This window comes from Pseudomonas sp. 22082, from assembly GCF_052046055.1.
GTDB classification, from domain to species: Bacteria; Pseudomonadota; Gammaproteobacteria; order Pseudomonadales; family Pseudomonadaceae; genus Aquipseudomonas; species Aquipseudomonas pharyngis.
In genome coordinates this window covers 35,184-57,385 of record NZ_JBQEQB010000007.1, presented here as the reverse complement: position 1 = coordinate 57,385, position 22,202 = coordinate 35,184, and the positions used below count along the sequence as shown (strand labels likewise).

23 protein-coding genes are annotated in these 22,202 nt (G+C 60.9%); 4 read left to right on the top strand and 19 right to left on the bottom strand.

The annotated features are described in order from the left end of the window. Positions 1–83 precede the first annotated feature (83 nt). Both ACTJK9_RS10355 and ACTJK9_RS10350 read right to left on the bottom strand, forming a co-directional pair. Positions 84–632, bottom strand: a complete 549-nt coding sequence (locus ACTJK9_RS10355) for a sugar ABC transporter ATPase (protein ID WP_085610914.1) — start codon at positions 630–632, stop codon at positions 84–86. 163 nt (positions 633–795) lie between these two features. Continuing rightward, on the bottom strand, positions 796–1,563 hold the full coding sequence (locus ACTJK9_RS10350; protein ID WP_440813661.1) for a sulfite exporter TauE/SafE family protein: 768 nt from the start codon (positions 1,561–1,563) through the stop codon (positions 796–798). Between the two features lie 100 nt (positions 1,564–1,663). Here ACTJK9_RS10350 and ACTJK9_RS10345 point away from each other — a divergent pair, with 100 nt between their 5' ends. The 4 genes from ACTJK9_RS10345 (at position 1,664) to leuA (ending at position 6,789) form a co-directional block, all read left to right on the top strand. Continuing rightward, on the top strand, positions 1,664–2,551 hold the full coding sequence (locus ACTJK9_RS10345) for a LysR family transcriptional regulator (protein WP_440813658.1): 888 nt from the start codon (positions 1,664–1,666) through the stop codon (positions 2,549–2,551). A 10-nt stretch (positions 2,552–2,561) separates the two neighbouring features. Next, positions 2,562–3,941 carry an exodeoxyribonuclease VII large subunit gene (xseA, locus tag ACTJK9_RS10340; RefSeq protein WP_236191096.1) on the top strand — a complete coding sequence of 460 codons (1,380 nt, stop codon included), beginning with the start codon at positions 2,562–2,564 and terminating at the stop codon, positions 3,939–3,941. Positions 3,942–3,944: 3 nt separating this feature from the next. Then, the gene (locus ACTJK9_RS10335; RefSeq protein WP_221398058.1) at positions 3,945–4,766 is read left to right on the top strand and encodes a peptidoglycan DD-metalloendopeptidase family protein; all 822 of its coding nucleotides are present in this window, start codon (positions 3,945–3,947) and stop codon (positions 4,764–4,766) included. A gap of 343 nt (positions 4,767–5,109) precedes the next feature. After that, on the top strand, positions 5,110–6,789 hold the full coding sequence (gene leuA / locus ACTJK9_RS10330; RefSeq protein WP_064599237.1) for a 2-isopropylmalate synthase: 1,680 nt from the start codon (positions 5,110–5,112) through the stop codon (positions 6,787–6,789). Positions 6,790–6,967: 178 nt separating this feature from the next. On the opposite strand, the gene ACTJK9_RS10325 is transcribed toward leuA, so the two are convergent. The 17 genes from ACTJK9_RS10325 to iscU all read right to left on the bottom strand — a co-directional run bounded on the left by ACTJK9_RS10325 (position 6,968) and on the right by iscU (position 22,143). Continuing rightward, positions 6,968–7,759, bottom strand: coding sequence for an amidohydrolase (locus ACTJK9_RS10325; protein ID WP_064383905.1), 792 nt, complete (start codon positions 7,757–7,759; stop codon positions 6,968–6,970). Continuing rightward, on the bottom strand, positions 7,747–8,895 hold the full coding sequence (locus ACTJK9_RS10320; protein WP_440813653.1) for a pyridoxal phosphate-dependent aminotransferase: 1,149 nt from the start codon (positions 8,893–8,895) through the stop codon (positions 7,747–7,749). The genes ACTJK9_RS10325 and ACTJK9_RS10320 overlap by 13 nt, the downstream gene beginning before the upstream one ends. A gap of 119 nt (positions 8,896–9,014) precedes the next feature. Further along, positions 9,015–10,487 carry a ribosome biogenesis GTPase Der gene (der, locus tag ACTJK9_RS10315; protein ID WP_007956675.1) on the bottom strand — a complete coding sequence of 491 codons (1,473 nt, stop codon included), beginning with the start codon at positions 10,485–10,487 and terminating at the stop codon, positions 9,015–9,017. 136 nt (positions 10,488–10,623) lie between these two features. Further along, the gene (gene bamB / locus ACTJK9_RS10310) at positions 10,624–11,775 is read right to left on the bottom strand and encodes an outer membrane protein assembly factor BamB (RefSeq protein ID WP_085610920.1); all 1,152 of its coding nucleotides are present in this window, start codon (positions 11,773–11,775) and stop codon (positions 10,624–10,626) included. Beyond that, positions 11,768–12,409 carry a tetratricopeptide repeat protein gene (locus ACTJK9_RS10305; RefSeq protein ID WP_011335807.1) on the bottom strand — a complete coding sequence of 214 codons (642 nt, stop codon included), beginning with the start codon at positions 12,407–12,409 and terminating at the stop codon, positions 11,768–11,770. Before ACTJK9_RS10305 ends, bamB begins: the two co-directional genes overlap by 8 nt. Positions 12,410–12,450: 41 nt before the next feature. Beyond that, positions 12,451–13,740: a histidine--tRNA ligase gene (hisS, locus tag ACTJK9_RS10300; RefSeq protein WP_064383908.1), complete on the bottom strand. Its 1,290-nt coding sequence runs from the start codon at positions 13,738–13,740 to the stop codon at positions 12,451–12,453. A 22-nt stretch (positions 13,741–13,762) separates the two neighbouring features. Beyond that, on the bottom strand, positions 13,763–14,872 hold the full coding sequence (gene ispG / locus ACTJK9_RS10295) for a flavodoxin-dependent (E)-4-hydroxy-3-methylbut-2-enyl-diphosphate synthase (RefSeq protein ID WP_007956680.1): 1,110 nt from the start codon (positions 14,870–14,872) through the stop codon (positions 13,763–13,765). A 3-nt stretch (positions 14,873–14,875) separates the two neighbouring features. Then, the gene (locus tag ACTJK9_RS10290) at positions 14,876–15,934 is read right to left on the bottom strand and encodes a RodZ domain-containing protein (RefSeq protein ID WP_085610921.1); all 1,059 of its coding nucleotides are present in this window, start codon (positions 15,932–15,934) and stop codon (positions 14,876–14,878) included. Further along, complete coding sequence (gene pilW / locus ACTJK9_RS10285; RefSeq protein ID WP_007956682.1) at positions 15,934–16,692, bottom strand: type IV pilus biogenesis/stability protein PilW; 759 nt, start codon at positions 16,690–16,692, stop codon at positions 15,934–15,936. Before pilW ends, ACTJK9_RS10290 begins: the two co-directional genes overlap by 1 nt. Positions 16,693–16,704: 12 nt before the next feature. Then, the gene (rlmN, locus tag ACTJK9_RS10280; protein ID WP_007964428.1) at positions 16,705–17,853 is read right to left on the bottom strand and encodes a 23S rRNA (adenine(2503)-C(2))-methyltransferase RlmN; all 1,149 of its coding nucleotides are present in this window, start codon (positions 17,851–17,853) and stop codon (positions 16,705–16,707) included. 28 nt (positions 17,854–17,881) lie between these two features. Continuing rightward, positions 17,882–18,307 (bottom strand): nucleoside-diphosphate kinase, encoded by a 426-nt coding sequence (ndk, locus tag ACTJK9_RS10275; RefSeq protein WP_039765715.1) that lies wholly within the window; start codon positions 18,305–18,307, stop codon positions 17,882–17,884. A gap of 88 nt (positions 18,308–18,395) precedes the next feature. Continuing rightward, a complete protein-coding gene (gene iscX / locus ACTJK9_RS10270; protein WP_008084655.1) occupies positions 18,396–18,596 on the bottom strand; it encodes a Fe-S cluster assembly protein IscX in 201 nt (66 codons plus the stop codon). 14 nt (positions 18,597–18,610) lie between these two features. Continuing rightward, on the bottom strand, positions 18,611–18,952 hold the full coding sequence (gene fdx, locus ACTJK9_RS10265) for an ISC system 2Fe-2S type ferredoxin (RefSeq protein WP_007956685.1): 342 nt from the start codon (positions 18,950–18,952) through the stop codon (positions 18,611–18,613). Then, a complete protein-coding gene (hscA, locus tag ACTJK9_RS10260) occupies positions 18,952–20,817 on the bottom strand; it encodes a Fe-S protein assembly chaperone HscA (protein WP_007956686.1) in 1,866 nt (621 codons plus the stop codon). The genes fdx and hscA overlap by 1 nt, the downstream gene beginning before the upstream one ends. Positions 20,818–20,868: 51 nt before the next feature. Further along, entirely contained in the window at positions 20,869–21,390 is a 522-nt protein-coding gene (hscB, locus tag ACTJK9_RS10255; RefSeq protein ID WP_039765708.1) for a co-chaperone HscB, read from the bottom strand. Positions 21,391–21,398: 8 nt separating this feature from the next. Next, positions 21,399–21,722: an iron-sulfur cluster assembly protein IscA gene (iscA, locus tag ACTJK9_RS10250; protein ID WP_003227904.1), complete on the bottom strand. Its 324-nt coding sequence runs from the start codon at positions 21,720–21,722 to the stop codon at positions 21,399–21,401. A 34-nt stretch (positions 21,723–21,756) separates the two neighbouring features. After that, the gene (iscU, locus tag ACTJK9_RS10245; protein ID WP_003227907.1) at positions 21,757–22,143 is read right to left on the bottom strand and encodes a Fe-S cluster assembly scaffold IscU; all 387 of its coding nucleotides are present in this window, start codon (positions 22,141–22,143) and stop codon (positions 21,757–21,759) included. Positions 22,144–22,202: the final 59 nt, after the last annotated feature.

The following is a 22,202-nucleotide window of genomic DNA, read 5'->3' as shown; positions in this document are numbered from 1 at the left end:
CGCCATTATACTCAGACACCCTACCGGGCTCAATGTAAAACTTGTCTTATATCAATGTTGCTGATGTACGGGAAAAACGCCCCCTACAACTCGACCTTGACCCAGCTCACCGGTTGATCCAGCCAATCGGCGAATTCGTCGATGAAACTCTGCTTGAACCCCGCCTCCAGCCAGTTGTTGAAGATGAAACCGAGGTTGGAAAACCCGCACTCCTGCAAATACAGAAAACCGTTGATGTCGTCCTCATGCCCGCATTCCGGGCAGGTGAAGTTATCGGTGCGGCCCGGCATCCAGTCTTCCAGGCTTTCGAACAGCGCTTCGCCGATTTCCTGACGGCATTCGGCACAACCGGCTTCTTCGAGAAACCCCTTGGCCGGGGTGTAGATGCAGCGCTTGGTGATGACCTCGAGACCGTTGATCGGCTCGCCGAACGGCAGCGCCTCGGGGTACAGCACCACCGCACGGGCACCATCGGCGATGGCGTAGGCCATGCGATTGCCGGTACGTCCGCAAGTGCTCAGCTCTTCCTTGACGATGTTCTTGCGCACCAGCCAGCGCAGAATCGCCCGAGCGCGGGGCTCGTGCACCGGCAGGTTGGAGATTTTCGGGACGATGATGCTCTGCGAATTCATGAAAAGTCCTGCGGTATGGCTTCTGACGCCTTCGCGGGCAAGCCCGCTCCCACAAGGTTCTCAGTCGCTCACACATCCTGTGTACATCTGAGAAATCTGTGGGAGCGGGCTTGCCCGCGAAGAGGCCCTAAAGGCCGGCAGCTTAATCCCTGAGCCACTCAGGTCAAGTGCTTAAATAGCGGCCGATCAGCGCAATCCCGCTCGCCAGCACCAGCCAGGTCACCAGCCGCACGAAGGCCTCGCGGGACAGGCGCATGGTCAGCCGCCGTCCGACCCACAAGCCCAGCGCCATGGCCGGCAACAGGCACAGCGCAAGCATCAACAAGGGTAGCTCGGCATACACCCCGGCGATGGCGAACAGGCTCAAACGCACCACCGTGCTGCAACTGATCAGCGCACTTTGCGTGGCCCGCGCCGCGTCTTTTGGCAGTCGGCTGTTGAGGTAGATCGCATAAAGAAAGCCGCCACTGCCGAACAACGCCCCGAACAAACCGCCCACCGTGCCCATCGGCAACGCCCACCCAACAGATAACTGCGCCGGTCGCGCCTTGATCCACAAGCTGTAGATCGCATAGGCACTGATAAACAACCCCATCAGCAGCAACAGCAGATCGGACTTGAGGTTGAGCAGGAAAATCACCCCCAGCGTGCAGCCCACCGCCATGCACGGCAACAGCCGCAGCAATTCCGGTTTAGCCACGTCGCGCCGCGACGGCAGCAGGTTGCCGAACGCCGCGACGAAATCCAGCAGCACCAGCAACGGCACGATTTTCGATAGCGGCATGAACAGAATCAGGATCGGCCCGGCCACCAATGCGGTACCGAAACCGGCAATCCCGAACACGATGTAGGCCAACGCGATGGCCAACCCGATCACCACCCAGCCCTGCGCGCCCCACGACCATTCGCTCAACAACCCCGCCACGCTCATTCGCTCGCTTCCTTTATAAGCCTGCGATGACTTTAGCCAGCGCCGAGGGTTGCGACTAATATCATCGAAACCGCCAAGCCATCTCGAAAAGGCATGCCTCGTGCTTTCAACCCGCCAATTGCGCTACTTCGTGGAAATCGCCGAGAGCGGCAGCTTCAGCGCCGCAGCCGAACGGCTGTTCATCGCTCAATCGGCGTTGAGCCGGCAGATCAAGGACATGGAAACCCGCCTGCAAACGCCGCTGTTCGAACGCACCGCACGCCAGCCCCGGCTCACCGCCGCTGGCGAAGCGTTCCTGCCCCGGGCGAGAAACCTGCTCAATGAACTGAACAAGGCCAGCACCCTGGCCACGGAAATCGGCCAGGGCCAGCGCGGCATCTTGCGCGTGTGTCACTCCAGCACCGTGCCGATCAGCGGCCGACTGTTGCGCGACATGAGCGCATATCTGGAGCAGCAACCCGGCGTTTCGCTGGACATCGGCTCGCTCTCCTCGGAAGCACAACTTGAAGAACTGGCCGAGGGCCGCCTCGATATCGGCCTTCTGCGGCTGCCGGTGCTGCGCCAGCGCGAGGGCGTTCAGATTGTGCCGCTCTACACCGAACGTTTGCTGCTTGCCGTGCCCGCGGATCATCGACTGGCGTTGGCGGAGGCAGTCGACCTGGCGCAACTGAAAGACGAAGCATTCATTTCCATCCCGCACCCGCAGCGCGGCGGGCTGAGCTATTTGTGCGCCGACCTGTGCATGCGTCACGGCTTCTTCCCCCAGGCTGCGCGGGTGATGTCGCGCAAAACCACGCAATTGCAGTTGATCCAGGCCGGATTCGGCATTGCTCTGTTGCCGGAATCGATGCAGGACATCGCGCCCACCGGTGTGAGATTTCTGCCGCTGACCGGCGATTGCCAGAGCACCGTCGCCCTCGCTTCTCGGCAAAATCCCACACCTCTGGTGCGACACTTCCTCCAGACATTCACCGGCGAATGCCTTTAAACTGCGCCCCATGATTAGAGATCCCTTTGCAAGACTCGGCCTGGACCGAGAAGTCCTGACCGTCAGCCAGCTCAACGGCCGCGCGCGGGTGTTGCTCGAAGACGTGTTCAGCAACATCTGGGTCGAAGGCGAAATCTCCAACCTCGCCCGCCCGGCGTCCGGCCACGTGTATTTCACGCTCAAGGACAGTGGCGCGCAGGTGCGTTGCGCGCTGTTCCGCCAGAATGCGGCGCGTGTGCGTCAGGCGCTGAAGGATGGCCTGGCGGTCAAGGTGCGCGGCAAGGTCTCGCTGTTCGAAGGGCGTGGCGACTATCAGCTGATCCTCGACACCGTGGAGCCGGCCGGTGACGGTGCGCTGCGCCTGGCCTTCGATGCCTTGAAGGAAAAGCTCAGCGCCGAAGGCCTGTTCAGTGCCGAGCGCAAGGTGCCGCTGCCGGCGCACCCGCAGCGCATCGGCATCATCAGTTCGCCGACCGGCGCGGTGATTCGCGACATTATCAGCGTGTTCCGCCGCCGCGCGCCGCAGGTGCAACTGACGCTGATTCCCACCGCCGTTCAGGGCCGCGAAGCCACCGCGCAGATCGTCCGCGCCCTGAAACTGGCGGATGCCCGTGGGTTCGACGCGCTGATCCTGGCCCGTGGCGGCGGCTCGCTGGAAGACCTCTGGTGCTTCAATGAAGAAGCCGTGGCCCGGGCGGTCGATGCCTGTGTTACGCCGATCGTCAGCGCAGTCGGCCATGAAACCGATGTGTCGATCAGTGACTTCGTGGCGGATGTGCGTGCGCCGACGCCGTCCGCTGCTGCTGAACTGCTTGCCCCGGATTCCAGCCATCTGATCCGTCAGGTCGAAAGCCTGCATCGCCGGTTGGTGATGCGCATGCGTGACCGCTTGATGCGCGATCGCCTGCGCCTTGAAGGCATGACCCGCCGCTTGCGCCATCCTGGCGAGCGTCTGCGTCAACAGGCACAGCGCCTGGATGATCTGGACATGCGCATGCGTCGGGCGTTCGAGCGCCAGCTCAATACCCGTCGTGAACGCCTGATCCGCCTGGAAACCCGCCTCGCCGGGCAGCATCCGGGACGCCAGCTGGCCCTGTTGCGCCAGCGTCTCGACAGCCTCGCCGAGCGCCTGCCACGCGCGATGAACGAAGGCTTGAAACGCCGTCGCCTGCAGTTGCAAAGCCAGATGCAGACCCTGCACGTGGTCAGCCCGCTGGCGACTCTCGGCCGTGGCTACAGCATTCTTCTGGATGAGCGCGGCAACGCGATTCGCAACGCCGCGCAGACTCACACCGGCCAGCGCCTCAAGGCCAGACTGGGCGAAGGCGAACTGCAAGTGCGCGTCGAGGACAATCACCTGACGCCTGTCACTCTCTCTTTACTGGACTGATCCATGCCGCGTTTTCTTGCTCCGCTGCTGTTCCTGTGCCTGACCTTCAACGCCCACGCCGACAGTTACATCACCCGCCTGCTGAACAAACCGGTGCCGGGCGGCGTGGCGGTCGTCGATCTGGGGACCGCTGCGCAAGCGCCTAAAGCCACGTATCAGGGCAAACCGGTGCTGGTGGTCAAGGAGCAGAACAACTGGCTGGCGATTGTCGGCGTTCCGTTGACCGTCAAACCCGGCGTTCAGCAGATCAGCAGTGGCGGACGTAACCTCAACTTCAATGTCGGTAACAAGAAATACCCGGAACAGCACATCACCCTGAAGAACACTCAGCAGGTCAACCCGAACCCGGCCAACCTCAAGCGCATCGAGGGCGAACTGGCCGAGCAGATCAAGGCCTACCGCAGCTTCAGCCCGAACACGCCGAGCAACCTGTTGCTGGACAAGCCGGTCAACGGGCCGCTGTCGAGCAAGTTCGGCGTGCGCCGTTTCTTCAACGGTGAAGAGCGCAATCCGCACGCAGGTCTGGACTTCGCGGTGCCGGCGGGCACACCGATCAAGACCCCGGCGGCGGGCAAGGTGATCCTGATCGGCAACTACTTCTTCAATGGCAACACCGTGTTCGTCGACCACGGCCAGGGCTTCATCAGCATGTTCTGCCACATGTCGAAGATTGATGTGCAGAACGGCCAGCAACTGGCGCGCGGTGCGGTGGTGGGCAAGGTTGGCGCTACAGGTCGGGCGACCGGGCCGCACATGCACTGGAACGTCAGCCTGAACGATGCGCGGGTCGATCCGGCGATTTTCATTGGGGCTTTCCAGCCTTGATTTCAGTCTGAACCCCCACCAGCAGGGATTGCGCACGACGAATGGTCCGCGCAATCCCGGCCAACAATAAGCGCGATTTCAAGAATAAAATCTCGGAAAAAACCGCTTTCCGGGTATTCCTCTCAATTTTTTCCGACTGCTTGCCATCCTCATCCCTCGCGGTTAGGGTTGAGGGCATGAAAACCTCTCACACCCTCATTCAGCTTCGCCAGCACCGCAGCCTGTGCCTCGTCAGCGCACGACTGCCGGGCTGAATCGCTGCGCCTCGTCCCACGCTTTTCCAAGAACGTTCGTTACACCGGCAGGCCGCCTCTTTTCGGCCCAGACAATAAGGAATTTCCCGATGAGCATGCTCAAAGACCCGTCTTCGAAATACCGCGCGTTTCCTGTGATCAACCTGCCGGACCGCACCTGGCCGTCGAAAACCATCAATGCCGCGCCGATCTGGTGCAGCTCCGACCTGCGTGACGGCAACCAGTCGTTGATCGAGCCAATGGACGCGGTGAAAAAACTGCGCTTCTGGAAAACCCTGGTGCAAGTGGGCGTGAAGGAAATCGAGGCGTCGTTCCCGGCCGCTTCGCAAACCGACTTCGACTTCGTGCGCACTTTGATCGAAGACGGCCACATCCCGGACGACACCACTATTCAAGTGCTGACTCAGGGCCGTGAAGACCTGATCGAGCGCACTTTCGAATCCCTGCGCGGGGCGAAAAAAGCCATCGTTCACCTGTACAACGCCACCTCCCCTTCTTTCCGTCGCATCGTCTTCAACCAGGACAAGGACGGGATCAAGGCCATCGCCGTCAACGCTGCCAAGCTGTTCGTCAAATACGCCGCCATGCAGCCGGACACCGAGTGGACCTTCGAGTACTCGCCGGAAACCTTCAGCGCCACCGAGCTGGAATTCGCCAAGGAAGTCTGTGACGCGGTGATCGAGGTCTGGAACCCGACGCCTGAGCACAAGATCATCCTCAACCTGCCGGCCACCGTTGAATGCGCGACGCCGAACGTCTACGCCGACCAGATCGAGTGGTTCCACCGCAACATCAACCGTCGTGACAGCGTGATCATCAGCCTGCACACCCACAACGACCGTGGCACCGGCGTGGCCGCCACCGAGTTGGGCCTGATGGCCGGCGCCGACCGCGTCGAAGGCTGCCTGTTCGGCAACGGCGAGCGCACCGGCAACGTCGACCTCGTGACCGTGGCACTGAACATGTACACCCAGGGCCTCGACCCGCAACTGGACTTCTCCGACATCGACGGCGTGCGCAAAGTCGTTGAAGAGTGCAACCAGATCCAGGTTCACCCGCGCCACCCATACGTCGGCGACCTGGTGCACACCGCGTTCTCCGGCTCCCACCAGGACGCGATCCGCAAGGGCTTCGCCCAGCAGAAATCCGACGCACTGTGGGAAGTACCGTACCTGCCGATCGACCCGGCCGACATCGGCCGCAGCTACGAGGCGGTGATCCGCGTCAACAGTCAGTCGGGCAAGGGCGGCATCGCCTACTTGCTGGAACAGGAATACGGCATCAGCCTGCCACGTCGCATGCAGATCGAATTCAGCCAGGTCGTGCAGCGTGAAACCGACCGCCTGGGTCTGGAGATGACTGCCCAGCAAATCCACGCGCTGTTGCACAGCGAATACCTGCAAGCCAACACCCCGTACGCGCTGGTCAGCCATCGCCTGCAGGAAGAAAACGGCAACAGCGCCGTCGAAGTGGAAGTGGCGAGCAAGGGTCAGGGCGAAACCAACCTGCACTGGCGCGGCAAGGGCAACGGCGCACTGGAAGCGCTGGTGGCCGGTCTGCCGATTCCGGTGGAGATCATGGACTACAACGAACACGCCATCGGCGCGGGCACCAACGCCAAGGCGGCGGCCTACATCGAACTGCGTGTGAACGGCGAGCGTGCGGTGCACGGCGTGGGCATCGATGAAAACATCACCACCGCCAGCTTCAAGGCCCTGTTCAGCGCGCTGAACCGCTCGCTGAGCCAGCCGGAAGCGAAAGCGGCGTAACTGACCGCTGCAATACGAAAGGCCCCGGAGTGCGAACTCCGGGGCCTTTTTTTGCCTGCCATTTTAGTGCTGTCTGTAATGACCCCTTCGCGGGNGGTGCACCCCAGACTCATGCACACCATAGAACACTGTGGGAGCGGGCTTGCCCGCGAAAAGGCTTTTGCAGACGCTGCAAATGTCAGGTGAACTCGAAGGTGTCGGCATCCAGATTCGCCGGGAACCGCTCGCGGTAAGCCGCCAGTGAAGCCGCTTCCAGAACCACCTTGAACACCCCGTCAGCCTCTCCCGCCGCCAGCAACGTCTCGCCCTGGAAATCCAGCACCTGACTGTCGCCGGTATACGCAAAACCCTTGCCATCGGTACCCACCCGGTTGACCGCCGCCACATAGCACAGGTTTTCAATGGCGCGAGCCGGCAGCAACCGGTTCCAGTGCTGACGCCGTGCGCCCGGCCAGTTGGCGGTGTACAGCAGCAGGTCGGTGTCCTGAGCGTCGCGACTCCACACCGGGAAGCGCAAGTCGTAGCAAATCAGCGGACGCACCCGCCAGCCCTTGAGTTCGAACTGCACCTGGCGCTCGCCGGGCGTGTAATGATTGTGCTCGCCGGCCATGCGGAACAGGTGGCGTTTGTCGTAATGCAGCACTTCGCCGTCCGGCCGCGCCCACAGCAAGCGGTTGCGGTGGCTGCCGTCGGCCGCCTGGATGATCACGCTGCCCGTGACGACCGCGTTCAGCTTCGCTGCCTGGGCCCGCAGCCATTTGCTGGTCGGGCCGTTTTCGGCTTCGGCCAGGGTTTCGGATTCCATGGAGAATCCGGTGGTGAACATTTCCGGCAGGATGATCAGATCGGCACCGCGCGCCTGCTCCAGCAACGCGTCGAAATGCTCGAGATTGGCCTGACGGTCGTGCCAGGCCAGGCTGGTCTGGATCAGCGCCAGATTGAGATCGGGCAACGCACTCAGATCACGCATAGTTTGGCCGCCGCTTCCCGCAGCGTCTCCTCACGTTTGGCAAAGCACAGGCGCACCAGGCGCTGGCCTTCGAGTGGATTCTGGTAGAACACCGACACCGGAATGCTCGCCACGCCGTGCTCGCGAGTCATCCACATCGCCATCTCGACATCGTTCAGGTCAGGGCGAATCTGCGAGTAATCGACCAACTGGAAATAGGTGCCGGTGACCCGAGTGAAACTGAATCGCGACGGCGCCAGCAGATCACAGAACAGATCGCGCTTGGCCTGATAGAAACCCGGCAGCTCTTCGACGTGTTCCGGATGCTCGGCCATGTAATCGGCCAGGGCGTACTGCAACGGTGTCACGCCGCAGAAACTGACGTACTGGTGCACTTTACGCAGCTCTGCCGTCAGGGCCGGCGGCGCCACGACGTAGCCGGTTTTCCAGCCGGTGACGTGATAAGTCTTGCCGAACGAGCTGACCACGAAGGCGCGCTGATACAGCTCTTCATGGGCCAGCACGCTGACGTGCGGCACGCCGTCGAATACCAGGTGTTCGTAGACTTCGTCGCTGATCACGTAGATGTCGCGATCACGGATCAACGCCGCCAACTGATCCAGCTCGGCGCGGCTGATCAATGCACCGCTCGGGTTATGCGGGGTGTTGAGGATGATCATCCGCGTGCGCGGGCTCAGGGCTGCGCTGAGTTTGTCGAAGTCGATGGAGAAATCCTTCAGCCCAAGTTGCACATGCACGCAGCGCCCACCGGCCAGTTCCACCGACGGCTCGTAGCTGTCGTAGGCCGGGTCGAACACGATGACTTCGTCGCCGCTGTGGATAACCGCCTGGATCGCACAGAAAATCGCCTGGGTGGCGCCGGGGGTCACGGTCACTTCATTGTCGGCATCGACGTTGGCGCCATAACTGCGGGCGATCTTTGCCGCAATCTGCTGGCGCAGCGCCGGCAGGCCGGTCATGGGCGAATACTGGTTATGGCCACTGGCGATGTGTCGACCGACTGCGTCGCGCAGTGCCTGCGGGCCGTCGAAATCGGGAAAACCCTGGGAAAGGTTGATCGCTCCGGTCTGCGCCGCGAGCTGAGACATCTGCGTGAAAATAGTGATGCCGACATTCGGCAGCTTGCTGGTGATCATCGGGGTTCCCTGCTCTGCCCCGGCTCTGACGACGGCGCGGGAGAGCCCGAGGATAGCCCATCCGGCGCCCATAAAAAAAGGGCGCCAAACGGCGCCCCTTCTCTCTGTTCGCAACGACCTTACTTCTTGTCGCGGCGCTTCTTGCTGGCTTTCTTGTTGTGCGACATCAAGCGACGCTTCTTGTTGACCTGGCGGTCGGTCAGCGTGTTCTTGTTGCCTTCGTACGGGTTCTCGCCACCCTTGAACTCGATACGGATCGGCGTACCGACCAGTTTGAGCACACGGCGGTAAGTGTTTTCCAGATAGCGCACGTACGACTTCGGCACTTTCTCGATCTGGTTGCCGTGGATCACAATGATCGGCGGGTTCGCACCACCCAGGTGAGCGTAACGCAGCTTGATCCGGCGGCTGTTGACCATCGGCGGCTGGTGCTCGCTGACCGCGTCTTCGAGAATCTGCGTCAGGCGGCTGGTCGGCCAGCGGGTGACCGCCGACTTGAACGAGTTCTGCACCGAGGCGTAAAGGTTGCCCACGCCGGTACCGTGCAGTGCCGAGATAAAGTGGATATCGGCGAAATCAACGAAGAACAACCGACGCTGCAACTCGACCTTCACGAAGTCGCGCTCGCTTGGCGTCATGCCGTCCCATTTGTTGATCGCGATCACCAGCGCACGACCTGCTTCAAGGGCGAAGCCCAGCAGGTTGAGGTCGTGATCGACCACGCCTTCGCGGGCGTCCATCACGAAGATCACCACGTTGGCGTCTTTGATCGCCTGCAGGGTTTTCACCACGGAGAATTTTTCGACTTCTTCGTGGATCTTGCCGCGCTTGCGTACACCGGCGGTGTCGATCAGCGTGTATTTCTCGTCGTTACGCTCGAACGGGATGTAAATACTGTCGCGGGTGGTGCCGGGCTGGTCGTAGACGATTACCCGGTCTTCACCGAGCATGCGGTTGACCAGGGTCGACTTGCCGACGTTCGGCCGGCCGATGATGGCGATCTTGATCCCGTCTTTTTCGCTCGGACCAGGAATGCGCTTGGCTTCCTCGCCTTCGGCGACCACTTCTTCCTCTTCACCTTCCGCCGGCTCGTCATCGTCGCGCGGGAAGTCGCTCAGGGCGGCTTCCAGCAATTGCGTGATGCCGCGACCGTGGGCGCCGGCGATCGGAATCGCGTGGCCCATGCCCAGCGGGGCGAATTCGGCGCGGGCCATTTCCGGGTCGATGTTGTCGACCTTGTTGGCCACCACGTGGGAACGCTTGTTACGTTTGCGCAAGTGTTCGGCGATCATCTGGTCGGCGGCAGTGAAACCCGCCTTGGCATCTACCAGGAACAGAACGACATCCGCTTCTTCGATGGCCAGCAGCGACTGCTCGGCCATTTTTTCGTCCATACCATGCTCGTCACCGGAGATACCGCCGGTGTCGATCAGAATGTAGGAACGCCCTTGCCACTTGGCCTCACCGTACTGGCGATCACGGGTCAGACCGGACAAGTCGCCGACGATGGCGTCACGAGTCCTGGTCAGGCGGTTGAACAAGGTGGACTTGCCGACGTTCGGTCGGCCCACCAGGGCGATTACGGGAACCATGCGGCTCTCCACTTCGTTATTTCAGAAAATACAAAAGCCGCTGCGAGGCAGCGGCTGGTGCTCGGGGCAACACCCGTGGGTGCTGCAAACCCTGCAGAAGCAAGGCCGCCTGGGGTATTAACCCCAAGCATAGTTGTTACTTGATGGTCAGGGCTTCCAGTTTGCCGCTGTTGCCATACACATAAATCGTGTCACCCACCACCAGCGGACGGGCACGCAGGCCGTCGCTGTCGATGCGCTCGCGGCCGACGAAACGACCGTCCACCTGACTCAGCAGGTGCAGGTAACCTTCCAGGTCACCGACAGCAACGTAACTGGAGAACACTTCCGGCGCCGACAGTTGACGACGGGCCAGCGAGTCGTTGCTCCACAGGGCTGTGGTGGAACGCTCGTCGACGCCTTCAACGGTGCCCGACGACAGGCTTACGTAGACGTTGCCGAAACCCTGGGCAACACCGGCGTAGCTCGACGCGTCGCGCTGCCAGAGTTGACGGCCGCTTTCCAGATCCAGTGCCGCAACGCGACCCTGATAGCTGGCAACGTACAAGGTACCGCCGGACAGCAGCAGACCGCCGTCGATGTCGACCACGCGCTCCAGTTCCGAACGACCTTGTGGAATCGCGATCCGCTGTTCCCAGACCGGCACGCCGTTGGAAATGTCGAGAGCGACCACTTTACCGGTCGACAGGCCAGCCACCGCGAGGCGGTTGGTGACAATCGGTGCGCTGGTGCCGCGCAGGGTCAGTACGGCTGGCGTGCTGTCATACACCCAACGTTGGTTGCCGGTGGCCGCGTCCAGACCGATCAGACGATCGTCCTGGGTCTGTACCACCACCACGTCACCGTTGCTAGCCGGTGGCGCGAGGACTTCGCTGTTGACGCGCGAGCGCCACTTTTCTTCACCGTTGATGGCGTCGAGGGCAACGACTTCACCGCGCAGGGTGCCGACCATGACCAGACCGTAACCCACGCCAACGGCGCCGGACACAGGCAGTTCAAGGTCTTTCTTCCATTTCACGTCGCCGTTGCCGCGATCCAGGCCCATCACGATACCGGTCACATCGGCCGCGTAGATGGTGTCACCGTCGATCGCCGGCACCAGCATGTTGTAGGTTTCGCCCTGACCGTCACCGATCGAACGGCTCCACTGCTTGTGCAGGACCACTTCTTCTTTGAAGTCGGTCAGCTCGGCCGGTGGCAGTTCTTTTTTGCTGTTGCTGCTGCAACCCGCGGCCAGAATGGCCAGAGCCAGCAATGCTGCATGCTTCCAACGGATCACGTCACGCATCCCCTTTGGCCAGGTCGTCCAGCTTGATTTGAAGGCCACCGACCGCCGCTTCATCCGACAGTGCCGCCTTGGCTTTTTGATACGCCGCGTTCGCTTCGTCGGTACGGCCCAGCTGTACCAGCAGGTCGCCCTTGAGTTCTTCGCGAGTGGCCAGGAACGACTTGTCGGCATCGCCTTCGAGCAGTTTCAGGGCTTCATCGGCCTTGTTCTGTGCGCCCAGTACCTGCGCCAGCCGCTGACGGGCGATTTCGCCCAGCGCCGGGTTGGCCGGTTTGGCAACGATGGCCTTGAGTTCGGTCGCCGCGTCGTCCAGCTTGCCGCTGTCGACCGCGACCTTGGCCACGAACAGGCTACCGTACTGCGCGTAGGCAGAACCGCCGAATTCGCTGTTGAGCTTGCCGGCCAGATCCGCAACGCGCGCGGCGTCAGGCTTGCCGTCCGGGGTCAGCGTGGTTTCCAGCAATTGCTGATAGAGCACCGAGGCGCCTTGCGACTGGTTGCTCTGATACTTGTGATATGCCTGCCAGCCGAACACGATGACCAGCGCCAACAGGCCGCCGGTGACCAGAGGTTTGCCGTTGCGTGTCCACCAGTCCTTCAAATCCGCCAACTGTTCGTCTTCGGTACTCGACACCCCAATACTCCTTAATCGCTAAATCGGCTGTTTGGACAGCTTCAACCCTGCACGACGCAGGTGGCCAGGTGTGCAGCGAGCGCATCCCAGGCAATGCTTTGTTGTTCGCCCTGGCCACGCAGGGGTTTGAAACCTACCACTTGCTGGGCCATTTCGTCGTCACCGAGGATCAGTGCGTACAGCGCACCGCTCTTGTCGGCTTTCTTGAACTGGCTCTTGAAGCTGCCGGCGCCGGCATTGACTTGCAGGCGCAGGTTGGGCAGTTGGTCGCGTACCCGCTCGGCCAGGGCCAGACCGGCCAGCTCTGCTTCTTCGCCGAAGGCGCAGAGATAGACGTCAACCTGACGGGAGATTTCTTCCGGGATCTGCTCCAGGGTTTCCAGCAGCAGTACCAGACGCTCGATGCCCATGGCGAAACCGACGCCCGGGGTCGGCTTGCCGCCCATCTGCTCGACCAGACCGTCATAGCGCCCACCCGCGCAGACGGTGCCCTGGGCGCCGAGCTTGTCGGTGACCCATTCGAATACGGTTTTGCTGTAGTAATCCAGACCACGCACCAGCTTCGGGTTGAGCACGTAAGGAATGCCGACGGCATCCAGACGGGCCTTCAGGCCTTCGAAGTGGGCACGGGATTCGTCATCCAGGTAGTCGGCCATTTTCGGCGCATCGACCAGCACGGCCTGGGTGTCGGCATTTTTGGTGTCGAGCACGCGCAGCGGGTTGGTTTTCAGGCGACGCTGGCTGTCTTCGTCCAGTTTGTCGTGGTGCGCCGAGAGGTACTCGACCAGCGCTTCACGATAACGGCCGCGGGACTCGCTGGTGCCGAGGCTGTTGAGCTCGAGCTTGACCGCATCGCGGATGCCCAGCTCGCCCCACAGGCGCCAGGTCATGATGATCAGTTCGGCGTCGATGTCCGGACCGTCGAGGTTGAACACCTCCAGACCGATCTGGTGGAACTGGCGATAACGGCCTTTCTGCGGACGCTCGTGACGGAACATCGGGCCGATGTACCAGAGTTTCTGCACCTGGCCACCGCCGGTGATGCCGTGCTCGAGCACCGCACGCACGCACGCGGCCGTGCCTTCCGGACGCAGGGTCAGCGAGTCGCCGTTGCGGTCTTCGAAGGTGTACATCTCTTTTTCGACGATGTCGGTCACTTCACCGATCGAGCGCTTGAACAGCTCGGTGAACTCGACGATCGGCATGCGGATCTGCTTGTAACCGTAGTTATCCAGCAGACGCGAAACGGTGCCTTCGAAATAGCGCCATACCGGCGTCTGTTCCGGCAGGATGTCGTTCATGCCACGAATGGCTTGCAGAGACTTGCTCACAGAAATTCCTTAATTCGTTCGATCAGCCGCGCGCAATAACCGCTGCGTCAGCTTCGACCTTCTCGGCCGCTTTCTCGCGGATCAGCTTTTCCAGCTCGTCCACCAGATTGTCATTCGTCAGTTTCTGCGACGGCTTGCCGTCGATGTAAATCAGGTTTGGCGTGCCGCCGGTCAAGCCGATATGGGCTTCCTTGGCTTCGCCGGGGCCGTTGACCACGCAACCGATCACCGCGACATCCAGCGGCACCAGCAGGTCTTCAAGGCGCCCTTCCAGCTCGTTCATGGTCTTGACCACATCGAAGTTCTGCCGCGAGCAGCTCGGGCAGGCGATGAAGTTGATGCCACGGGAACGCAGATGCAAAGACTTGAGAATGTCGTAACCGACCTTCACTTCCTCGACCGGGTCGGCCGCCAGCGAGATGCGGATAGTATCGCCAATCCCCTCGGCGAGCAGCATACCTAGGCCCACGGCGGATTTCACTGTACCGGAGCGCAATCCACCGGCTTCGGTGATGCCCAGGTGCAGCGGCTGGACGATTTCCTTGGCCAGCAGACGGTAGGCTTCAACGGCCATGAACACGTCGGAAGCCTTCACGCTGACCTTGAAGTCCTGGAAATTCAGGCGCTCGAGGTGCTCGACGTGACGCAGGGCGGACTCGACCAGCGCGGCCGGCGTCGGCTCGCCGTATTTCTTTTGCAGGTCTTTTTCCAGGGAACCGGCGTTGACGCCGATGCGGATCGGGATCCCGCGGTCACGGGCGGCATCGACCACCGCACGCACGCGGTCTTCGCGACCGATGTTGCCCGGGTTGATGCGCAGGCAGTCCACACCCAGTTCGGCCACGCGCAGAGCGATCTTGTAGTCGAAATGGATATCGGCAACCAACGGCACCTTGACCAGTTGCTTGATCTTGCCGAACGCCTCGGCGGCGTCCATGTCCGGTACCGAAACACGGACGATGTCGACGCCGGCGGCTTCCAGACGGTTGATCTGCGCGACGGTGGCAGCGACGTCATTGGTGTCGCTGTTGGTCATGCTCTGCACAGCGATAGGGGCATCGCCGCCCACGGGCACGTTACCGACCCAGATCTTGCGCGATTCGCGACGTTTGATTGGAGATTCGCCGTGCATGACTTATTGACCCAATTTCAGGCGAGCGGTCTCGCCACTGGTGAACGGAGCGACATCGACCGGCTGGCCGTTGTAACTGACCTGCGCGCCACGGGCAACGCCCAGACGCACGGCAAACGGAGGCTTGCCGACGACAGACAGGCTGTCGCCCTTGCGCTTGAGGCCGCTGTACAGAACCTTGCCGCTGCCATCGGTCACTTGAGTCCAGCAATCGGCGATGAACTGCACCTGAACCTGGCCCTGACCTGCAGCCGGAGTAACTGGCGCTGTCGGCGCGGGTGCAGCGACGGCCGGGGCTGCCGGGGCAGCAACGGTCGGTGCAGGCGTGGCCGGAGCGGCAGGCGCTGGAGTTGTCGGAGCAGCCACCACAGGCGCTGGCGTATGAACCGGTGCAGCCGGAGTCGCGGCTGGCGCAGCAGATGCAGGAGCAACCGGTGCGGTCGCAGGAGCTGCGGCCTCGGTCTCGGCGCCGGTCGATTCAGCTGAAGTTTCCGATTGAGGCAGCGCCAGAGCGGTCGAGCCCTCGGCTTCGCCTTCCGCAACGGCCTGGTCTTCCGGCTCGTCCAGCGGATGAATCTGGGTGGTGCCGTCAGCGCCTTCGACTTCGACGTGCTCCGGCGCCAGGCCGATCAGGTCCTTGGTACGCAGGGAGGTCTGATCCTGCCACCAGACGAAACCGCCGCCGATGACCGCAATCAGCAGCAACAGGCTGACGATACGCAAAATGGTGTGGGAAACCCGTACCGGCTCTTCAATACGACCCAGAGCGTGGACGTTGCTGCCCTGGGAATCGGTGCCGGTGGACTGGTCGAATTGCTGGACCAGAACGGTCTGATCCATGCCGAGCAATTTGGCGTACGCGCGAATGTAGCCGCGAGCGAAAGTATGCCCGGGCAACTTGTCGAAGGCGCCGGCTTCAAGATTGCTCAGGGAAGTCACGGTGAGGTTGAGCTTGAGGGCCACTTCGGCCAGCGACCAGCCATTGCTTTCGCGGGCCTGGCGCAGGGTCTCACCGGGGTTAACGCGATTCGCTGCTACAACTTCGGGATGCGCCGCTTTCATCATTGCTCCGACAGGTATTGCTGATATTCCGGCGTACCGGGATAGAGTCGTTTTAATTGCAGGCCCGCACTGGCGGCCTTGTCGCGATCTTCAAATACTTTTGCCAACCGAACGGCGAGCAACAGACTACGTGCATTTTGCTCGGAGAGCTGGCTGAAACGGTCGTAATAGTCACGCGCGGGCACATAATGCCTGTCTTCGAATGACAACTCAGCCATTTCCAGCAATGCCCGTGGCTGCTGGCGGTTCAAACGCAGCGCTTTTTCCAGCTGCTGCTGCGCCAGATCACGCTGCCCGAGCTTCGCCGCCGTCATGCCGAGGTTCTCGAACACCCGCGAACGCTCAGGATACAGGGTATCGGCGGCCGCCTGTTCAAAACGCTCGTAGGCTTCCTTGTAACGCTGTTCTTCGTAGAGAAAACTGCCGTAGTTGTTGAGGATGCGCGCATCGGCGGGACGGGAGGACAAGGCTTTGCGGAAGTGTTCGTCAGCAAGCGCAGGTTCCATTTCGGCCTGGAACACCAGCCCCAGCGCGGCATTGGCGTCGGGATCCGAACCGTCCAGCTCCAGGGCTTTTTTCAGTGGAACCTTGGCCCGTTCGGTCATGCCCTGCTGCAAGTATCCCAGCCCCAGCTGCACGTAGGCAGCCCGCGCTTCGTCACGGCCCTTGCTGGTCTTCATCGGGTTGTAATCGCCCGACAGGACACAACCAGCACACAGGCTGGCCAACAGCAACAGCAGCGCAAAGCGCAGGGACATAGAGATCCTCTCTTAGTTAGTGTTCGCGGCGTTCTGTGCCAAATCGCTGTCGGCGCTCAATTCGCGCACGGCGATGTAACGTTCGCTGCGACGGGTGCGATCCAGCACCTGCCCTACCAATTGACCACAAGCCGCGTCGATGTCTTCACCACGGGTGGTGCGCACGGTGACGTTGAAACCGGCCTGGTGAAGCTGATCCTGGAACCGGCGGATGGCGTTGTTGCTCGGCCGCTCGTACCCGGAATGCGGGAACGGGTTGAACGGAATCAGGTTGATCTTGCATGGAATATCTTTGAGCAGCTCGATCATTTCCACGGCGTGCTCAAGCTTGTCGTTGACGTCCTTGAGCAAGGTGTACTCGATGGTCAGCACACGTTTCTCGCCAAGGGCGGACATGTAGCGCTGGCACGACTCGAGCAGCATCTTAAGCGGATATTTCTTGTTGATCGGCACCAATTGGTTACGCAATGCGTCATTCGGTGCGTGCAGGGACAACGCCAGGGATACGTCGATGTGCTTGGCCAGCTCATCGATCATCGGCACCACGCCCGATGTGGACAGGGTCACGCGGCGCTTGGAGATCCCGTAGCCCAGGTCATCCATCATCAGATGCATGGCGGCCACGACGTTATCGAAGTTCAGCAGCGGTTCGCCCATGCCCATCATCACCACGTTGGTGATGGCGCGGTCGATGGTAGCCGGAACACTGCCGAAGGATTTGTTGGCAATCCACACCTGACCGATGACTTCGGCGGCGGTGAGGTTGCTGTTGAAGCCTTGCTTGCCGGTGGAGCAGAAACTGCAGTCCAGGGCACAGCCTGCCTGGGACGAAACGCACAGAGTGCCGCGCTTGCCCTGGGGAATGTAAACGGTCTCGACACAGCTGCCGGACGCCACGCGCACCACCCACTTACGGGTGCCGTCGCTGGAAATGTCCTCGCTGACCACTTCGGGACCACGGACCTCAGCAACAGCCTTGAGCTTCTCGCGCAAGGCCTTGCTGACGTTCGTCATGGCGTCGAAATCATCGACGCCAAAGTGGTGAATCCATTTCATTACCTGACCGGCACGGAAACGCTTCTCCCCGATTGAGTCGAAGAATTTTTCCATTTCCGGCTGGGTCAGACCCAGCAGGTTGGTTTTAACAGTCGATGTAGTCATGGATTCACCTTCACTCTTAAGCCAATGCTTAGCGAGTGGTTACTTCAGTAGCTGCGAAGAAGTAAGCGATTTCGCGAGCAGCAGCGGCTTCGGAGTCCGAACCGTGAACAGCGTTGGCGTCGATCGATTCAGCGAAGTCAGCACGGATAGTGCCTGGAGCAGCTTCTTTAGGGTTGGTAGCGCCCATCAGCTCACGGTTGCGAGCGATGGCGTTTTCGCCTTCCAGAACCTGAACGACAACTGGACCCGAAGTCATGAAGGCAACCAGGTCGCCGAAGAAACCACGAGCGCTGTGCTCAGCGTAGAAGCCTTCGGCTTCGGCTTTGGACAGTTGCTTCAGTTTCGAAGCTACAACGCGCAGGCCAGCGTCTTCGAAGCGAGTGGTGATCTTGCCGATCACGTTTTTAGCAACGGCGTCAGGCTTGATGATGGAGAAAGTACGTTGAACAGCCATGGTGTAACTCCAGAAACGGTAATTTGCGAAAAATTAAACCCGCGAATTATACGCGGGTTCTTGGGTATTGCCTAACCTGCGAGGACGATCAGTCCAATTCTTCGGCCCAAAGAGTCTGAACCGCCTCCAACACCTTCTCGCCAACACGACCAGAGGTATTGTCGAAATCCGGCAGCTCTTTGATCCATTGCTGCAGGTCGACGAAATTGACAGAAAACGGGTCTACACCCGGTTTGGCTTCCGCCAGCTCTTCTGCAATACGTTGAACATCATTCCAACCGTAGCTCATGACAGTCTTACCAGTCAGTGCGGCGCTTCGGCCGCATGGTTAAGCGAATATTTCGGAATTTCGACGGTGATGTCTTCTTCACCGACGATCGCCTGACAAGCCAGGCGCGACTGGGCTTCCAGACCCCAGGCACGATCAAGGAAATCTTCCTCCAACTCGTCGGCTTCTTCCAGCGAGTCAAAACCCTCGCGAATGATGCAGTGACAAGTGGTGCAGGCGCAGACGCCGCCGCAGGCGCTTTCCATCTCGATATGGTGTTCGTGAGCCAGCTCAAGGATCGACGTGCCAGGTGCTGCGTCGACAACCATGCCTTCAGGGCAGAACTTCTCGTGGGGCAGAAAAATGACCTGCGGCATCAGATATCCTCGATTTCATTCAGATTGCGCCCGGACAGAGCGGCTTTCACCGTCTGATCCATACGGCGGGCAGCAAAAGCATCGGTCACTTGCGACAGACGCTTGGTCTGCTGCTCGATGGCATAACCATCAGTGCCTTTCATCAGTTCGGTCAGTTCCTGCACCTGCAGATCGATGACCATGCGCTCTTCAGCGTCGAGCAAACGCTCGCCATCCGCCTCAAGAGCGCCCTGCACCGCTTCGATCAGGCGCTGGGCATCGACCTGCTGCTCGCGAAGAACGCGGGCGACTTTGTCATCGTTGGCGTGCTGGAACGAATCTTTCAGCATCTTGGCGATTTCGCCATCGGTCAGGCCATAGGACGGCTTGACCTGAATGCTCGCTTCAACGCCCGAACCCAGTTCACGGGCAGAAACGCTGAGCAGACCATCGGCATCGACCTGGAAGGTCACACGAATTTTTGCCGCACCGGCTACCATCGCCGGGATGCCGCGTAATTCGAAGCGAGCCAGGGAGCGGCAATCGCTGATCAGCTCACGCTCGCCCTGCAACACGTGGATCGCCATGGCCGACTGGCCGTCTTTATAAGTGGTGAAGTCTTGAGCGCGAGCGACGGGGATGGTGGTGTTACGCGGAATCACCTTCTCCATCAGGCCGCCCATGGTTTCCAGCCCCAGGGACAGCGGAATCACGTCGAGCAACAGCAGTTCGCCGCCATCGCGCTTGTTGCCGGCCAGCGTATCGGCCTGGATCGCGGCACCGATGGCCACCACTTGATCCGGGTCGATTTCGGTCAGCGGTTGACGACCGAAGGCTTCGGCGACGGCTTCGCGAACACGTGGAACGCGGGTCGAGCCACCGACCATGACCACGGCGTGCACGTCTTCCAGCTCGACGCCGGAATCGCGAACGGCGCGGCGGCAGGCTTTCAGGCTGCGAGCGACCATTGGCTCAATCAGCGCATCGAAGGCTTCGCGGGTCAGCTGTGCTTTCCAGTCGCCGTAGGCAACTTCAACACTGTCGGCATCAGTAAGGGCTTCTTTGGCTGCGCAGGCGGCTTGCAGCAGGCTGCGTTGCGCGCCCGGATCGAGGTCGGCGGACAAACCGGCGCTCTCGATGATCCAGCCGGCAATCGCATGATCGAAGTCATCGCCGCCCAGCGCGCTATCGCCGCCAGTAGCGAGGACTTCGAAGACACCGCCGGTCAGGCGCAGAATCGAAATGTCGAAGGTGCCGCCGCCCAGATCGTAAATGGCGACCAGGCCTTCGGCATGCTGATCCAGACCGTATGCCACCGCCGCAGCGGTCGGCTCGTTGAGCAGACGCAACACGTTCAGACCGGCAAGTTTCGCCGCGTCCTTGGTAGCTTGGCGCTGAGCATCGTCGAAATACGCCGGAACGGTGATCACCGCGCCCACCAGCTCACCGCCAAGGGTGGCTTCAGCGCGCTGACGCAATACTTTCAGGATATCGGCGGAGACTTCGACCGGACTTTTCGGGCCCTGCACGGTGTCGATGAACGGCATGTGCGATTCGCCGCCGACAAAGCGGTACGGCAGTTGATCGCCCAATTGCTTGACGTCGGACAGACCTCGACCCATCAGGCGCTTGACCGACAGCACGGTGTTCAGAGGATCGGAGGACGCAGCCAGTTTGGCCGACTCGCCGACTTCGACGCGATCGGCGTGATAACGCACGGCGGAAGGCAGGATGACCCGTCCTTCGGCGTCGGCCAGCGGCTCGGAAAGACCACTGCGCAACGCAGCGACCAGCGAATTGGTAGTGCCCAAGTCGATACCCACAGCCAGACGACGCTGGTGCGGTTGAGGACTTTGGCCGGGTTCGGCGATCTGCAGTAGGGCCATCGTGATCAGGACTTATCTGTATATCAGGCGTGCGACCGGAGCGGCACTGGGTTAATCGTCGAGGCGCTCTTCTAACTGGCGCACTTCGTAGGTGAGCTTGTCGAGGAACTGCATGCGCCGCATCAGGCGTTCGGCCTGTTCGCGCTGCGCTGCATCATCCCAACAGGCTGCGAAGCTTTCGTTGAGCTCTTCCTGGGCGGTTTTCAGGCGACGCTTGAAAGCCGCGACACCGTCCAGGTCGGCACTGTCCTGCAGATCTTCGAGTTCTTCGCGCCATTGCATCTGCTGCAGAAGAAACTCAGGATCGTGGACGGTGACTTCCATCGGCACTTCATGCCCGCTGATGGTCAGCAGGTAGCGTGCACGCTGGGCCGGACTCTTGAGCGTCTGGTAGGCATCGTTGAGCCGTGCAGACTGCTCGAGCGCCGACCGCTGCTCGCGCTCGGAAGCATCGGCAAAGCGGTCAGGATGAACGGCGCGCGCCAGCTCGCGATAGCGCGTGGCCAACTGCTCAAGATCCAGACGGAAGCCCGGTTGCAGCTCGAATAAAGCGAAATGACAAGGAATACCCACGACAAGCCTCAGATGTTGAAGCTTTCGCCGCAGCCACATTCACCGCGTACGTTGGGGTTGTTGAACTTGAAGCCTTCGTTCAACCCTTCCTTGACGAAGTCGAGCTCGGTGCCGTCGAGGTAGGCCAGGCTCTTCGGGTCGATGATCACTTTCTCGCCGTGACTTTCGAACACCTGATCTTCTGCAACCACCTCGTCGACAAACTCCAGCACGTAGGCAAGGCCGGAACAGCCCGTGGTGCGAACCCCCAGACGAATCCCTTCACCCTTGCCGCGCCCGTCGAGGGAGCGCCGCACGTGTCGAGCAGCCGCTTCTGTCATGCTGATAGCCATCGTTGACTCCTTACTCGTCGCCAAATCTTGAAAGTCAGATCAAGCCTTTCTTCTGCTTGTAATCGCGAACGGCCGCCTTGATGGCGTCTTCAGCGAGAACCGAGCAGTGGATTTTCACTGGCGGCAGGGCCAGTTCTTCGGCCAGCTGAGTGTTCTTGATGGTTTCAGCTTCGTCCAGGGTCTTGCCTTTCATCCACTCGGTAGCGAGGGAGCTGGAGGCGATAGCCGAACCACAGCCGTAGGTCTTGAACTTGGCGTCTTCGATAACGCCCTGATCGTTGACCTTGATTTGCAGACGCATCACGTCGCCGCACGCCGGAGCGCCGACCATGCCGGTGCCGACATCAGGATCTTCCGCGTTCATCTTGCCGACGTTACGCGGGTTTTCGTAGTGGTCGATGACCTTTTCGCTGTAAGCCATGATTCTCAATCCTCACTCATCAGGGCCGCTCTTGAGACCCTGCAACTGCGCTGCGTAAA